Genomic DNA, 14,382 nt, shown 5'->3' on the forward strand with positions numbered 1-14,382 from the left:
CTATAACCAGTTGTCTCTTTGCATTTGTTTACGTTGTTGTTCTTGTTTAATTTGCTCTATTCTAACATTATCAGGAATTTTGTCTTTTGCATTGTACTTTGGTAAAGAAATTTCTTTTGTAGGGCGCAAATTTTGCGCCTTTGTTTGGTCGTTTTTTGCGTTGGTGGGTGCATTATTTTCAATGTTATTAGTGATTGAATAAAAGATGCGTTGTGCTTGTTTACGTTGTTTAGGTGTGGTTAAATCATTTCCTGAATAATCCGTAAGTGTAATGAGGTTTTTTTCTATTAATTCATCTAGAGCATTTGTTACACTTCTATTTGATAAACCAACTTTAGAAAACTGAGAATGTGAAATCCAATCTCGGTTTTTAGGATTTCCATTTTCATCTCGCCAACCAAAAGTATTTCTGATTATTTTTAAATACACTCTTACTGCTGAAGAAGATAAAACAGACATAAGAGAATCAAAAAAAATATTTGGTACAGGCGTAGTTTTATTCAACCTCATTGTTATCAAAATTAATAACTGGTAACTCGTCATTATGGTTTGGGAAGATTAAAAAATCAGTTTCTGGTTGATGGTATAATTGTAAAAACCAACCACCATTTTCTGTCACTTTTACAACGCCAACCTTGTGGTAAAATTTCTTTTCTCCATTAATCCCATTAATCGTTTTTCGAGTACAAACATTATAAAATTTTGTCATATTTATATTTAGTTTACGTACTTCAACCTTAGGGACAAACCCAATATTATTAAAAAATTACATCGCTTTTTTATATAAGTTTTGCGACAAGTATGTCAGACAAGAGGTATTGTGCGACGTTACATATATTTTTTATACAGCCCTATTCTGGGCTGTTGTCATTGCTTATATAAATAGTGGTAACCTAAATATAAAGTTTTTACTTTATAATAAAACAACCTAATTTATAACAATATTCATAGTTGAAAGTACTGACATAATTATATTCTCAATTTATAAAAAAAGCAATCATCTAGATTGCTATTTTCTTATGCAGTTTTAAGATATCTACTTGCTACACTTTTATATCGTTCTCTGGAGAGTTGCATATAATGGAAACTAGATTCTGGTTTAACGTGCCTTAGTATTGCAGAAACATCTCGAACACTTCCCCCTTGATCTAAAATATAATTTGCTTTTCCATGTCTAAAGGAGTGAGGAGTAATATTTTTCTCTAACGACGCCATTTCTGAGAGTTCTTTTATCCATCGTTGTAAACTCCTCACATTAAATGGTTTTCCTGTTTTTCTGTTTACAAATAGTTCTTCTGAATTTGTTTCCACGCACAATCGAATTCCTAAATAACGATTTAATAATTCGTTTGTATCATACCCCCAAACCACTATATTATAACGCATACTTTTTCTACTCCTTACTTTTGCAGTTCTTAATCCATCTTTACTTTGAGTACTTATTGATGATAATTTTAAATCTATCAATTCGCTTACTCTCATGCCAGTGTCCCATAATAGATTTAAAACTAATTTTTTCTGTAAATCGCATAAATAATTTTCATCTAGTAAATCATTCATATCTTCAAAATCTTCAAAAGTTACGATGTCTTTATCTGGGTTGATAAAACGTATGGGAATGATTTCTTTAGGGTTAAAATTAGTTTCTCTTCTACCATGCCAGAAATAAAAGAAGTTTCTCAAAATTCTTGCAGAGTAAGCTATGGTTGCAGCACTATAATTTGGTTCCATACTCTGATGATAAGCTACAATATCATCACCGGAAACATCCTGTAAGCAAGATTTTGGCATAATAAAATTAATAAAATGTTCTAATCGAACTTTGTATCGCTTGTAAGCTACTGTTGTGTGTGATTTTTTCCAATCTAAATAAATCTGTATTGCTTTGTTTATTGTCATATAACATAAAAGACCCACCAAAAGCAATCTAGTGGGTCTTTCATATAACCTAAATCAAAAAAGAATAGGTTTTATGAATACTCCACATTGTTGCTTTAGTCTGTATTTAAAAAACAGACGACTCTTTCGAGCAATGTTGGGATATCTCTATATTTAAGTTACCACTGTTAGTGTATATCATAATAAAATTCTAGGCAAGGTTATCGATATTTCCCTACCGTTTTAATACTACTGGTAAGAGTTTAACAAAAATGTTATAATAGGTGTAAGAATAGATATTTTTTCTAACCAGATAGTCTTTTAAGCGTATCATAACTCCTTATATAGCAATAGTTCTTTATCCACAATTTAATAAAACCTTATTTTAATTAATAACCCTTCCCTTTTATGTATTGGCATCATTCAAATTTGTATGACGTCAGTTATTTTGCTCGCACAAATTTTAGAACAGAAAGAACAATGTTTGGTATCAAACAAGCAGACCGAATGTTTCATTTTTATTGTTTTGGAAAATCTGGTGCTGGTAAAACGTCACTCCTCAAGTCTCTTATGGTTCAAGATGCAGAAGCTAATCGTGGATTTGCTTTTGTTGATGTGCATGGAGACGCTTCTCGCGAGATTAATGAAAGACTAAAAGGCCGATTTAGAAATCGTACTATCATTTATTTTGATATTACAAATCCCGAACTTGAACTTGGATACAATCCTTTACGCTCGGTTTCTCCCTCTAAACGTTCTTTGGTAGCTTCTAATATTTTAGAAATTTTTCAACGTAACTGGAAATCGGCTTGGGGTATGAAAATGGAACACATTCTCAGAATGATTTTGCTCACATTATTGGATCAGCCAAAAGCCCAGCTTTCGGACATCCTAAAACTTTTACATCAGAAATCATATCGAGATGAATGTTTAATCCATATTCAAAACCAAGACATCAAAACTTTCTGGTTAAAGGAATTTCCGAAATATAAACCAAACGATTTATTACCTATAATGAACAAATTAGGAGGCTTTTTAAGTCATACTATTGTTCGAAAAATTTTAATCGAAAACAAAAAACAATTGTCTTTAAGACAAATTATTGATAATAAACATATACTCATTATCAATCTAGCTAAAGGACAAGTAGGAGCTGATGTCTCTAATATTTTAGGAGGTTTGTTATTGACTTCGTTAGCTTCAGCCTCTTTTTCTCGGATTGATATTTTAGAAAAAGACAGAGTTCCCTATTTTTTATATATAGATGAATTTCAAACCATTTCTGGAACAGAATTGATTGCAGAATTACTGGCACAAGTCAGAAAATTTAAAGTAGGATTAATATTAGCAAACCAATTTTTGTATCAACTAGACCCCAATGTACGTGCAAGTGTTTTGGGTAACGTAGGTACTATTGTCGCCTTTCGATTAGGAATTACGGACGCCAAATTAATGGCAAAAGAATTTTATCCTGTTTTTAAAACTGAAGATTTTATCTCTTTAGCAAACTACTCTATTTATCTAAAACTAATGATTGATGGAAAACCTTCCATTCCCTTTAGTGCAGATACCATTCTCTAATATTTTAAATTTTTTACTTATGAAAACTAAATTACAGAGATCTCTATCAGAGATGTCAACATTTAATGAAGTACAAATTCATTATGAACGACCAATTTTTAATACGAATCGGGTTGTAAAATGTTCTGAAGATTCAGAAAGAATTCTTCGAGAATTTTTAGACAACAAACGTATTGATTATAAAGAATTCTTTTGGATACTATTACTGACTAATGCGAATCAAATATTGGGTGTTAGTGAAATAGGTATTGGCAATACAACTGGAGTTGCTGTAAACGTAAAAGAAATATATCAACTCGCTCTATTGTCTAATGCATCAGCTGTTGTGGTGGCGCACAATCATCCTTCTGGAAAATTGAAACCTTCCACAGCTGATAAGGTTTTAACTCAAAAGCTAAAAGAGGCTTTTAAATTACTAGACATTACTTTACTAGACCATCTCATTCTCACTTCAGAAGGATTTGTTTCTTTCTCTGATAGTGGATTGATGTAAATCACTTCCCTTTTCTATGATAAAAACACCCATTACGTATTATGGAGGAAAACAGAATTTAGCCAAAATGATTGTGGATTTAATTCCAGAACATTCTACATACACAGAAGTATTTGCTGGTGGTGGAGCTGTTTTCTTCTTAAAACCTAAAGTGCAAAATGAAGTCATTAATGATATTGATTCTTTTGTAACCATTTTTTATAAAGTATTACACGAAGATTTCGAAGCCTTAAAATCTAAGATTAAGGTAACTGCCTATTCTAGAGTTGTCTATAATGTAGCACTGAATATGTACAAACATCCTGTTTTCTTTACAGACTTACAACGTGCTTGGGCCTTTTTTGTACTCACAAATATGGGGTTTTCTGGACGTATTGGTTCCTTTGGTTGTTATACCAAAGGAACCAAAGCTCTAGGTTGGGAGAGAAAAAAAGAACTACTGACTCCAGCTTTAAAAAAACGTTTAAAAGGAATTCAAATTGAGTGTTCTGATGCGTTAAAAATTTTAAAACTGCGTGATAGTATTTCTACCTTCAATTATATTGACCCTCCCTATTTCAATTCGAATATGGGACATTATGGAAATTACACTTTAGAAGATTTTGAAGCTTTATTAAAAGTTTTAGAATCATTGAAAGGTAAATTCATATTGAGTAGTTATCCTTCAGAAATTCTTACTGAGTTTACCAAACGAAATCACTGGCATACCAAATCAATTGAACAATTGGTTTCTGCAAATCAAACAAAATCTAAGAAGAACAAAACAAAAACGGAAGTGCTGACCGCAAACTTCCCTTTAGAATAATATCAACATTAAAACAAACAAATGAATACAACACACAACAAAATGATTGACTTCGATTTTCGAGGTTTTACAGGATCTACTCAAGCTATTTTGGAACTCTTCCAACAGCTAGCTAAAGAAGAAGGTTGGACTATAGAAGAAATACAAAATGTAATTGATAAAGCCACCAAACACAATGATGAAGATCATTTAATAGCAACAATTCTTGAGTACTCTAAATATTAACTTAAATGAATAAAAATGAAAAAAGTAATTGACAAAACCGTCAACCTAGACTTGGTTGGCGTAAACGGAAACGCTTTTATGATTATGGGTGTTTTTAAACGACAAGCTAAAAAAGAAGGTTGGACACTAGAAGAAATAAAACAAGTAATAGATGAAGCTAAAAGTGGCGATTATGTTCATTTATTAGCGACTATTGAAAACCATTGTGAACCTAAAGATGAAGAAGAATGAATTTAAAAACCTATAAACGAATTCTATTTTTTCTGAATGACTTATCCAATTTTATAGATACTCCAGGAAACACAAAACTATCTAAGGAATTGATGAAACATTTTACAGACAGTGAACTGCGTAAAATGATTTACTGGTTGTATAAAGATGTGTGGAGTAAAAATGCTCTAGGATTTATGGAACGAGATAAACTTCTTGAATTGATTAATGGTGATGCTGTAGTGCTAGATTGGACGATACACGATCTAGAACAACAAATGACAGCTATTTCTGATTCTTCTCAAGAAGAAGTGGATTTATTTTTTAGAAAAACACAAAACGAAATCCATTACTTAGCTTCTAAGCCCGTCGAAAACTGGGATGAATATGATACTTCTAACTATAGAAGTTTACTTCTTAAAACGGGCAAAGCAAAAAAAGTGTATGCCATTTTTACAAGTGATGTATTAGCTGAGGATGTTTATGCTGTAACTACTAAACCTTCTTACTTTTTCGACACCAAAGAAGAAGCAGAAGCTGAAATAGACAACATTATTATTGAAGAAAAATTTACTCGAGATGAACTCGTGATACATAGCCTTTGGCTATTAACTTAAACTAAATATTAATTTTAAAATTGAATACTTATGAATGCTACTATTGTAGATGTTTTAATTGAAAACATTAAAACAGACCAAAGCCTTCTGGAACAAACAGAAGCACAAATTGAAACTGCTAAAGAAAACAAGAAAAATGTAGTTGACCGTTTAAAAGATTATAGACGCGATGTTACAGTACTCTTAAAATATGCAGATGATGAACAACGTAAACGTATTGAAGAACTTGGTTTTGACTTTTCGGAGTCGGAGAGAGGTTTAAATCCTGTTGCTTCCTTAGTGTTGGATATTATTATGAAAGCCAAAGACAATCAGCTTACTAACGAGCAATTGTATGAAGCTTATGTAAAAACATTCAAGAGAAAAGAGGATGCTTTTAATTACACTGAGTTTAACATTAAATGTCGCTCTTTGTTCAATACGCAGCGTTTATTGCGTAAAAAAGGTAAAGATGCTAAGTCTTCTAGAGAAGATATTATTTCATTAAATGGAAGAGTAATCCCTAAAGAAGAAAAGCAAAATGGATAATTTCTATTTAGATATTTTTTCTTCTCAAGAGAAAGCAATTCATCATTGTCTTTGGCTCAACTTTAAATATAGAATTGCTAAAATTACTTTTGGAATCATTAATGGTCCTGATAATAATTTTGCAGTTGTTGAAGAAGCCACAGCCAAAGAAATGGAGATGTCATTTTTGGATATTCTTCCTAAAGATTATTCAGATATGAATTACGATGATATCCGAAAAATAAGAATGGATGAAGAATCTGCTCCTCATTTGGAAGAATTATTTGCACAGTTTACTACTATGGATGGAGAAATTTTACGATTTATCCTTCAAAGTAAAATACCTATTGAAAAAATAATTCGATTTACACTTGCTGAACGTGGTTTCGATAAAAACCATCACTGGTGTGGATTTAGCAAATCTTTTGAGATATGGTTAAAATGAAAAATTTAAAACAAGTCAGAATTATTACCAAAAAAGATTATGATTATTATTTGAAGGATTTTGGTGAAGAACCTAAAAGCTTTCAAGAGTATGTTAATCTTGAACTTGGATTACTTTTTGACGAGAATTATACGATTATTTCAGTTGATTTCCTTAAAAAGAAAACCGTTGTAATTGTGTATGAAATGAAAATTAAATAACACAAAACACTCAAAATTTTTGAGTGTTTTTATTAAAATACTTTTATAATCTACTGAGCTCTTAAATTAGATATGATAACCTCTTATAGGTTACTATAATTTAAAATATGAATTAATTATATTTTATATTATTTATTCTAACGGTTACTGGATATGTTTTAAGATTCCAAAAAGAATTATTTGGTGCAAGTTTAGTAAAAGTATCTCCAGGTGCTAAGTTTTGAATAAAACCTTGAGTTGATCTAATTTGCCCATTTGCATTTGATTGAATTAAATAATCAAAAGTTACTGTTTTGTTTGTTACATTTTTGAAAGAAGTATAAAATTCATTTTCTTCTTTAATACAATAATCTTGTTTATACCAAGTAACATTAAGAGTTGAAAAGACTTGATTAAAGTAAGAGGAAGAAGGGTTTAAGTCAAAAAGATTTACATCTATTGATTGAAATACCGAACTATTTTCAATAGTATTTCCACTGCAATCTGAACAGAATGTACATGAACCATCATCTTCTGTTGCAACTGGTGCATAATTACAAGCATTTATTTGAGTACACCCTAGTACAGGTTCTTTTTCAGGTGTTTTTGTGCCAGAATCTCCACAAGAACTAAATAATATTGTAATAAATAATACTGCTATTAATAAGATTTTTTGTTTCATTTTTTTTTAGATTTAATTTGCGCCATTATTATTTATTTTTTTAAAATGACCTAATAGGTCTAACGAATGTCGATGTGTTTTTTTGTTTTTTAAATTGATTAGTTGGTTCAACAAAATCTTGAGCCCAAGCTAACTCTTCACCAAACTCTGTTGAACTCCAATATCTTAAACTAAGTTTCATACCGTTATTACTAATAGCTGTTGAATCTACTATATCCTTGTTTATATATAATAAATTCAGTTCATCTTTTGAAGGTACATACCAATCACTGTAGATTGAACCATTAAACAAACCATAAAATGAGCAAGCCTGAGCTGCTGTTACTTCACTGTCAACATTAGTGAATTCAACCCTAGACATTATGACAGATGTGTTAATCTTACCTCCATAAATACCATTTCGCCAAGATAAAGATCGTTCAGGTTTTTCTGATGGATCCCACATTACTACTCGACCATCATTAGCATCTGTTTTTGCACAAACTAGTCCGTGTTGCCTTGATTCATCCAACCAAAAAACAATTCCACCATGTGCAAAATCTCCGATCTTATATGTTTTAATATTACCAGCTGTTTTAGCGTGTAATGCGTATGGTACACTCATTAATTGGCTTGTTGCTGTAATAGTATAATTACTCCCACCTTCAGGGTCTATTTCACTCTTGATAAAGTATTCTCCATCTCCCCAATTTAAAGTGGTAAAATCTCCAACATTAGCAGTACCGGTTCCAATTTCTAATGTTAATAATCCATTAGCATTAGTTGATGGACTTGGATTATATGTCTCTTCAAAAACAATGGTTCCAGACACGCTATTTTTCAAAATACTAATTTTAACACCTACAGTTTTATTCTTGATAAGTTCATTGCTGGCGTTTCTTATTACTGCTTGGTAATTCATTTTTTCTGGACTTTGCGAAAAAGTAAGAAATGTACCTAAAAATATAAATAGTATAGATATTGAGTATTTCATTTTAAATTTATTTTTTAATTATTTTAAAAGTTTTTATTTTTTTTCCATTTTTTACTATTTGTAAAAAATACACAGCTGGTTTATAGTTAGGCATACTAATAATAGTTTGATTTTTATTAATAATATTATTTTTTAATTGTTTACCATTTATATCTACTAAACTAAAGTAGCAATTGGTAAAATCGAATCCTTTTATGTCTAACTTTAAAAATTCAGGTACAGGGTTTGGGAAAATGCTTAATTTTAAAAGGTCTTTAGTTTCTGTTATGCTTAATATTTCTTGAATTTCAAAAGCCTGTTGCACACCATGATTAATGGTTATATTTTCTTTTGAAACCTGAGTAGTTAGCAATTGCCCAATTGAATAACTAATATTACTACTTGCAGTATTTGAATTAGCTGAAGCCACAAAACTGCTTTGACCATTGGCTATAAAGGATAAAAAACTAAATATTAAAAATAAAATTTTGTTCATAATACGGCTATTAAAATTTATTTGAATGATTGTGTTAATCAAGTTTTTCAAATTATTACATTTCATTATTATGTTTAAAACTTAAAATGATAAATCTTTTCCAAATGTGTTTAACAACAATTTGTAGTGTTTTATTAAACTTTAATTAATTTATGCTAAAACTTACTTTTTATCTTTTAACCCTTTTTCATTCAAGGATTGAATAAGTCATCTAATTTTTTCTAAACATATAATTTATTGAGATTAGATATATTTCTGACAAAAGTGTAAAAATTATTATTTAAAAAAATACCTATAAATAGGTATTTTAAAGAAGATTCTTAAGGTGTTCTTCTATCAATTTTAAGGTTATTTTCAATTTGAATTTAAAAGAATTCTAGTTGTTTTGCTTTAACTAAGATTTGACTAGCCATATTTATTCTTCTCTATTTTTTTGATAGCTTTATTTCTGGATAAATCAATTTAGAGTTTTTATAAATAGTTAAAAATCAATATCTATCTAAACTATAAGTTGCATTCACTTCTGTTAATTTAACTCAAATCTTTATTGATTTTTGTGTTTTATAACTTATGTTTTAATATTATCTATTCTCTTTTGAAAAGCATAGGAATAGAGTTCTAAAATCATTAGGGCATTTTTCTTTTCGCAATAATTTTTTTTGTGTGTTGAGGGTTCTTTTAGTTTAAAAATTCTTTTTTGAATCAATACTTCATTTTAATGATTCTGAAACCACTAGAGCAAGACTTATTCAATTCATAATTCAATACCAAGAGTTTCTAATTATACTTCTTAAAATTCTCAGCTTGTTCAAAAATTTCCTTGTAAACTTCATCTCTATCAACTGGAGGATACCCATTTTCTGCTAAAAGAATTATTAAGTCTACTTTCAACTCTGCTTTTAAGTCTGCACGTTTACTCCAATCTGTATATTTAGCTTTATCATCTACTACCGTTTTTACTTCTTTGGCAAGATGGACTAATTTGTCCTCTGGATATTCAAAATCATATTTAATCGCCAATGCTTTTAAAATGTCATAGAAGGCTTTTTCTTCAAAATCGATTCCTAGGTCTTGAAAGGAATCTTTTTCTTTTTTAAGTTCGTAAAAAAGGTCAATAATTTCATCTGTAAAATCTTCTAAAACTTCACTTCGCAACACATCACTTTCTTTTCGTTCGTTGTATTTTTCTACTAGATCTTTCATTTTCTTAGAAAAATCGATTCCTTTTATTTTGTTTACTTTTTTAAGTTCACCTATGGCTTTTGCTAACAGTTGTTGCAGTAGTTTTATCTTGGTGTTTGGTAGCTTAATTTTTTGAATTTTAGCTAAATAATCTTCATCAAAAATATCAACTTCTTTTTCATCAGAATCGCCCATTTTAAAGATTTCTTCTACACCATCACTCTGTATAGCCTCTTTAATCATTTCTCTAACTCTGGCATTCATTTGTGCAGCATCTGGTGCTGTTCCTTTGGTTAATTTGAATACAATTGAACGAATTGCTAAATAGAAATGAATTTCATCTCTTTCTTTGTTGGTAAAAGCATCTGTTCCTGCGCAGATATCATAAGCTGCTTTAAGACGTTTTACCAAGTCCATAAAACGAAGTTCTAACTCTTGTGTAAGTTGCACAAATTCAGCACCTTTATTTAGGGTTTGAAGCTGTTCTAATGGAGTTCCATTAAAATAATTGTTGGTGTCAAATTTGTGGAATATTTTCCCCAATAAATTCAAATGGTCTTTTACAACAATTACTGATTTTTCAACTTCCTCTATATTTTGCCCATCTTTTTTACCAAATTCAGCCAACGCCAAATTCATTTGCTTTTTAATACCAATATAATCGACAACTAAACCTTTGTTCTTCCCTTTAAATTTTCTGTTTACACGAGAAATTGTCTGAATTAAATTATGTCTTTGAATCGGTTTATCAATATAAATCGTATCTAGAAAAGGCACATCAAAACCTGTTAACCACATATCTACTACAAGGGCGATTTTAAAGTTAGATTTAGCATTCTTAAACTGTCTATCCAATTCCTTACGATATTCTTTTGTACCTAACATATCATAGAGTTCTTTAGGGTCGTCTTTTCCTCTGGTCATAATCATTTTGATACGCTCCATAGGTTTGATTTCCTTCTTTTCCTTGCCTGTTAGTTCACTTCCCTCTTCAAATGCCTTTATTTCTGCCCATTCAGGACGTAAAGCAATAATTTCTTTATATAAACTGTAAGCAATAGTTCTGCTACTTGCTACAAACATTGCTTTACCTTTTACTGTAGCTCCTTCTGAAACTCTTTTTTCGTAATGATTTACAAAATCTGAAGCGACTGCTTTTATTCGATCTGGGTCACCAATAATTACATTCATATTGGTTGTAGCTTTTTTACTTTCTTCTACTTGATATTCACTAGCGCCTTCTGCTACACATTGGCTATAATAACTTTCAATTTCTTGTAGCTTTTCACTTTGTAACATCACTTTAGCTGCACGTCCTTCATACACCAAACGCACTGTAATTTCATCTTTTACAGATTCTGTCATTGTATAACTATCTACAATCTCTCCAAAAACATCTAAAGTGGCATCAATTGGTGTACCTGTAAAACCAACATAAGTGGCATTTGGTAAAGAATCGTGTAGGTATTTTGCAAATCCATAAGTTTTAGTAACTCCTTTTTCTATTACTGTAACTTTTTGGTCTAAATTGGTTTGACTTCTATGTGCCTCATCAGAAATACAAATTACATTGGTTCTATCAGTAAGTAGCTCTGTATCCTCTGTAAACTTATGAATTGTCGTTAAAAAGACACCTCCACTTTGTCTTCCTTGTATCTCTTTACGCAAATGTTCTCTGCTTTCTACACTGATGATATTATTATCGCCAATATACCCTTTAGCATTGGTAAATTGTCCTGAAAGTTGATCGTCTAAATCGGTTCTATCCGTAATTAAAACAATGGTTGGGCTACCAAAATGAACGCTTTTCATTAAAAGACGTGTTAAAAACAACATGGTAAAACTTTTACCACATCCTGTTGCACCAAAATAGGTTCCACCCTTACCATCTCCTTTTGGTTTTTGGTGTTCTTTTATGTTTTCATAGAGTTTGGTGGCTGCATAGTATTGTGGATAGCGACAAACTATTTTTTCATCTTTTTTTGAGGAATCTGGAATGTAAATAAAATTACGAATGATGCCACGTAAATCATCGTGGTTAAACATTCCATGAATTAGTGTAAACATCGCATCTATGCCATCTACATCCTTATTTAAGCCTGATACTCTTCTCCAAGCATAATAGAATTCATAAGGAGCAAAAAATGAGCCTGCTTTGGTGTTTACACCATCACTAATGACACAAAAAGCATTGTATTTGAATAACTCTGGAATATCTCTTTTATAACGAGTGGTTAGTTGTACATACGCATCATGAATGGTTGTTTGTTCTCTTATCGCTGTTTTAAATTCAAAAACTACCAGAGGTAAACCATTAATGTATAAAATTCCATCAGGAATTCTTTTTTCGTAACCTGTAATTTCTAATTGATTTACGAATTTGTAATTGTTTTTATTCTCTTCTGAATAATCAATTAAATAAATCCAAATGTCTTTTTGCGAACGATCTTCTCTTTTAAAAGAAAAACCATCTGCAACCAACTTCATAATCGATTTATTACTTTCGTATAAATCTGAAGCGGAAAAAGTTTTTAGCTTTCTTATAATTTGATTTGCTTCAATTTCTGTCAACTTTTCATTTTTATATTGTGCTAATAGAAATGATTTTAAATCTTCTTCAATTAAAACTTCTTGAATATCTCTTGAAATGGTTGCGCCATTAACATGCGGAATTTCTTCCGTTTGTAATAATTCTATAAATGCTTTTTCTAATTGATATTCTGTAAATTTCATTGCTTTTTGATACTTTTTCCTTTTGGTGTTAAGCGGTATTTTTGTTTTGAGCTTTTCGGTTTATCTGGAATTGTTAACTCTACTAAACCACTTTCTATTGCTGGTTGCAAGTAATTATATAAAAATGTTGGTCTATGTTTTAAACCAGACAAACTCATTAACTCTGCGCCACTATGCTCATTTTTTATAAGTTTAATAAGTTGCTCTACTTGTTCGGTAACTTGTTCGGTGACTTGTTCGGTGACTAGATCGTTAACTGGGTCTGAGACTGGGTCGGTAACTTGTTCGGTCGCAGTAAAAACAAGTCGTAAAAAGTTTTCTGAAAATTCAAAAGATTCTTGAGGGTAGGCATCTAAAATTCTTGGAATTCCAGAACCTAACTGCTCTACTAAATCTAAGTCTTTAAAAATACGGATAAGTTCTTTGTTTCTAGGAATAGAAAACCCTTTAAAAAACTCTTTTTCACTTAAACCATCTACTAAACTGCCAGCAGAAGTAATTTCTATTCGATCATTAAAAATCTCAAATTTTGGTGGTACTTCTCTACTAAAATCATTGTGAACAAAAGCATTGATAACTGCTTCACGTAAGGCTCTTGCATCCCACAAACGTTTTTCTTGTCTTGTTTTTGAGGTAATTGTGGCAAGTGTTCTGTTTTCTAAATCTAACTTATCTAATACTTGCTTACACGCTTTAATAAGCGAGGTATAACCATACTCATTGGTTTCTATTAAGTCTACTCGGTTTCTACCTGAATATTTAGCGACTTTAATTGAAATATTGTTAATATCTGACAGTAAATAACCTGCATAATTCCAAACGCTCTCTTCTGTTACCAATTCTAAATTAGTGGCAAATTGAGCGTTTAAAGACTTTCCTTTTTCTTGATAATAAATATGTAATTGTTCAAAAGATAACTTTTGTTTTGGTGATACGATTTTACTTATAGTATCTCTAGTTCTTGATGCGTAGAGTCTGTCTATGGTTTTCTGTGGCATAGGTTCTGATGCTGTACCAACTCGCATATAACACCCTTTTTCGCTCATCCCATATTTCTTTTTAAAATAAGGTTTTTCGCTACCGCTAGCAATGGTAACTTTTACCAGTTGTTTACCTTCTTGCGCTACAACAGAAATATCAAACAAACCCATACAAGATGGATGAATATTAGTTTTTAAACGGTCTTTAATACGCAACATCGTATCATCTACGTCTGCAATACCTACTACTTTGTCTGAATTATTGACTCCAAAAATAACTGCACCACCAGACCCATAGTTTAAAAAAGCTATGACTTCTTTTTCGATGTCTAGATCTTTAGTGAGGATTTCTTTATATTCTAATCTGTTGGTTTCGGTCATCTATTTATTGTACAGGTTGTTGGTTTGTTTTGTAAA

General features: G+C 30.8%; 17 protein-coding genes. 9 read left to right on the forward strand and 8 right to left on the reverse strand.

Translation table 11 applies throughout. The features are described from left to right. The 3 genes from Q0731_RS02090 to Q0731_RS02100 form a co-directional block, all read right to left on the reverse strand. Positions 1-510 (reverse strand): replication protein, encoded by a 510-nt coding sequence (locus tag Q0731_RS02090; protein WP_299059174.1) that lies wholly within the window; start codon positions 508-510, stop codon positions 1-3. Next, a complete protein-coding gene (locus Q0731_RS02095) occupies positions 497-709 on the reverse strand; it encodes a hypothetical protein (RefSeq protein ID WP_299059176.1) in 213 nt (70 codons plus the stop codon). Before Q0731_RS02095 ends, Q0731_RS02090 begins: the two co-directional genes overlap by 14 nt. 308 nt (positions 710-1,017) lie before the next feature. Then, positions 1,018-1,899 (reverse strand): tyrosine-type recombinase/integrase, encoded by an 882-nt coding sequence (locus Q0731_RS02100; protein WP_299059178.1) that lies wholly within the window; start codon positions 1,897-1,899, stop codon positions 1,018-1,020. A gap of 459 nt (positions 1,900-2,358) precedes the next feature. Between Q0731_RS02100 and Q0731_RS02105 the strand changes: the two genes are divergently transcribed. From Q0731_RS02105 to Q0731_RS02145, 9 genes are read left to right on the forward strand one after another with little or no spacing between them, the layout of a single operon-like run. Next, positions 2,359-3,459 carry a hypothetical protein gene (locus tag Q0731_RS02105; protein WP_299059180.1) on the forward strand — a complete coding sequence of 367 codons (1,101 nt, stop codon included), beginning with the start codon at positions 2,359-2,361 and terminating at the stop codon, positions 3,457-3,459. A 19-nt stretch (positions 3,460-3,478) separates the two neighbouring features. Beyond that, positions 3,479-3,952, forward strand: coding sequence for a RadC family protein (locus Q0731_RS02110; protein ID WP_299059182.1), 474 nt, complete (start codon positions 3,479-3,481; stop codon positions 3,950-3,952). Between the two features lie 16 nt (positions 3,953-3,968). Beyond that, complete coding sequence (locus Q0731_RS02115) at positions 3,969-4,757, forward strand: DNA adenine methylase (RefSeq protein WP_299059184.1); 789 nt, start codon at positions 3,969-3,971, stop codon at positions 4,755-4,757. Positions 4,758-4,778: 21 nt separating this feature from the next. Beyond that, on the forward strand, positions 4,779-4,982 hold the full coding sequence (locus Q0731_RS02120; protein WP_299059186.1) for a hypothetical protein: 204 nt from the start codon (positions 4,779-4,781) through the stop codon (positions 4,980-4,982). A gap of 15 nt (positions 4,983-4,997) precedes the next feature. Next, on the forward strand, positions 4,998-5,213 hold the full coding sequence (locus Q0731_RS02125; RefSeq protein WP_299059188.1) for a hypothetical protein: 216 nt from the start codon (positions 4,998-5,000) through the stop codon (positions 5,211-5,213). Next, the gene (locus Q0731_RS02130) at positions 5,210-5,809 is read left to right on the forward strand and encodes a hypothetical protein (RefSeq protein WP_299059190.1); all 600 of its coding nucleotides are present in this window, start codon (positions 5,210-5,212) and stop codon (positions 5,807-5,809) included. Before Q0731_RS02125 ends, Q0731_RS02130 begins: the two co-directional genes overlap by 4 nt. A 30-nt stretch (positions 5,810-5,839) precedes the next feature. Then, on the forward strand, positions 5,840-6,337 hold the full coding sequence (locus Q0731_RS02135; protein WP_299059192.1) for a hypothetical protein: 498 nt from the start codon (positions 5,840-5,842) through the stop codon (positions 6,335-6,337). Further along, positions 6,330-6,761: a hypothetical protein gene (locus Q0731_RS02140; protein WP_299059194.1), complete on the forward strand. Its 432-nt coding sequence runs from the start codon at positions 6,330-6,332 to the stop codon at positions 6,759-6,761. The genes Q0731_RS02135 and Q0731_RS02140 overlap by 8 nt, the downstream gene beginning before the upstream one ends. Next, positions 6,758-6,961 (forward strand): hypothetical protein, encoded by a 204-nt coding sequence (locus Q0731_RS02145; RefSeq protein ID WP_299059196.1) that lies wholly within the window; start codon positions 6,758-6,760, stop codon positions 6,959-6,961. Before Q0731_RS02140 ends, Q0731_RS02145 begins: the two co-directional genes overlap by 4 nt. Positions 6,962-7,073: 112 nt before the next feature. Here Q0731_RS02145 and Q0731_RS02150 read toward each other — a convergent pair whose 3' ends face one another. The 5 genes from Q0731_RS02150 to Q0731_RS02170 form a co-directional block, all read right to left on the reverse strand. Continuing rightward, positions 7,074-7,622 (reverse strand): hypothetical protein, encoded by a 549-nt coding sequence (locus tag Q0731_RS02150; RefSeq protein ID WP_299059198.1) that lies wholly within the window; start codon positions 7,620-7,622, stop codon positions 7,074-7,076. Positions 7,623-7,662: 40 nt separating this feature from the next. Further along, positions 7,663-8,595: a DUF1566 domain-containing protein gene (locus Q0731_RS02155; RefSeq protein WP_299059199.1), complete on the reverse strand. Its 933-nt coding sequence runs from the start codon at positions 8,593-8,595 to the stop codon at positions 7,663-7,665. A 7-nt stretch (positions 8,596-8,602) separates the two neighbouring features. Continuing rightward, positions 8,603-9,136, reverse strand: coding sequence for a T9SS type A sorting domain-containing protein (locus tag Q0731_RS02160; RefSeq protein ID WP_299059202.1), 534 nt, complete (start codon positions 9,134-9,136; stop codon positions 8,603-8,605). Positions 9,137-9,847: 711 nt separating this feature from the next. Further along, positions 9,848-12,985, reverse strand: coding sequence for a type I restriction endonuclease subunit R (locus Q0731_RS02165; RefSeq protein WP_299059204.1), 3,138 nt, complete (start codon positions 12,983-12,985; stop codon positions 9,848-9,850). Further along, positions 12,982-14,346, reverse strand: coding sequence for a Fic family protein (locus Q0731_RS02170; RefSeq protein WP_299059206.1), 1,365 nt, complete (start codon positions 14,344-14,346; stop codon positions 12,982-12,984). The genes Q0731_RS02165 and Q0731_RS02170 overlap by 4 nt, the downstream gene beginning before the upstream one ends. Positions 14,347-14,382: the final 36 nt, after the last annotated feature.

The organism is uncultured Polaribacter sp. (assembly GCF_947497695.1).
Classification (GTDB): domain Bacteria; phylum Bacteroidota; class Bacteroidia; order Flavobacteriales; family Flavobacteriaceae; genus Polaribacter.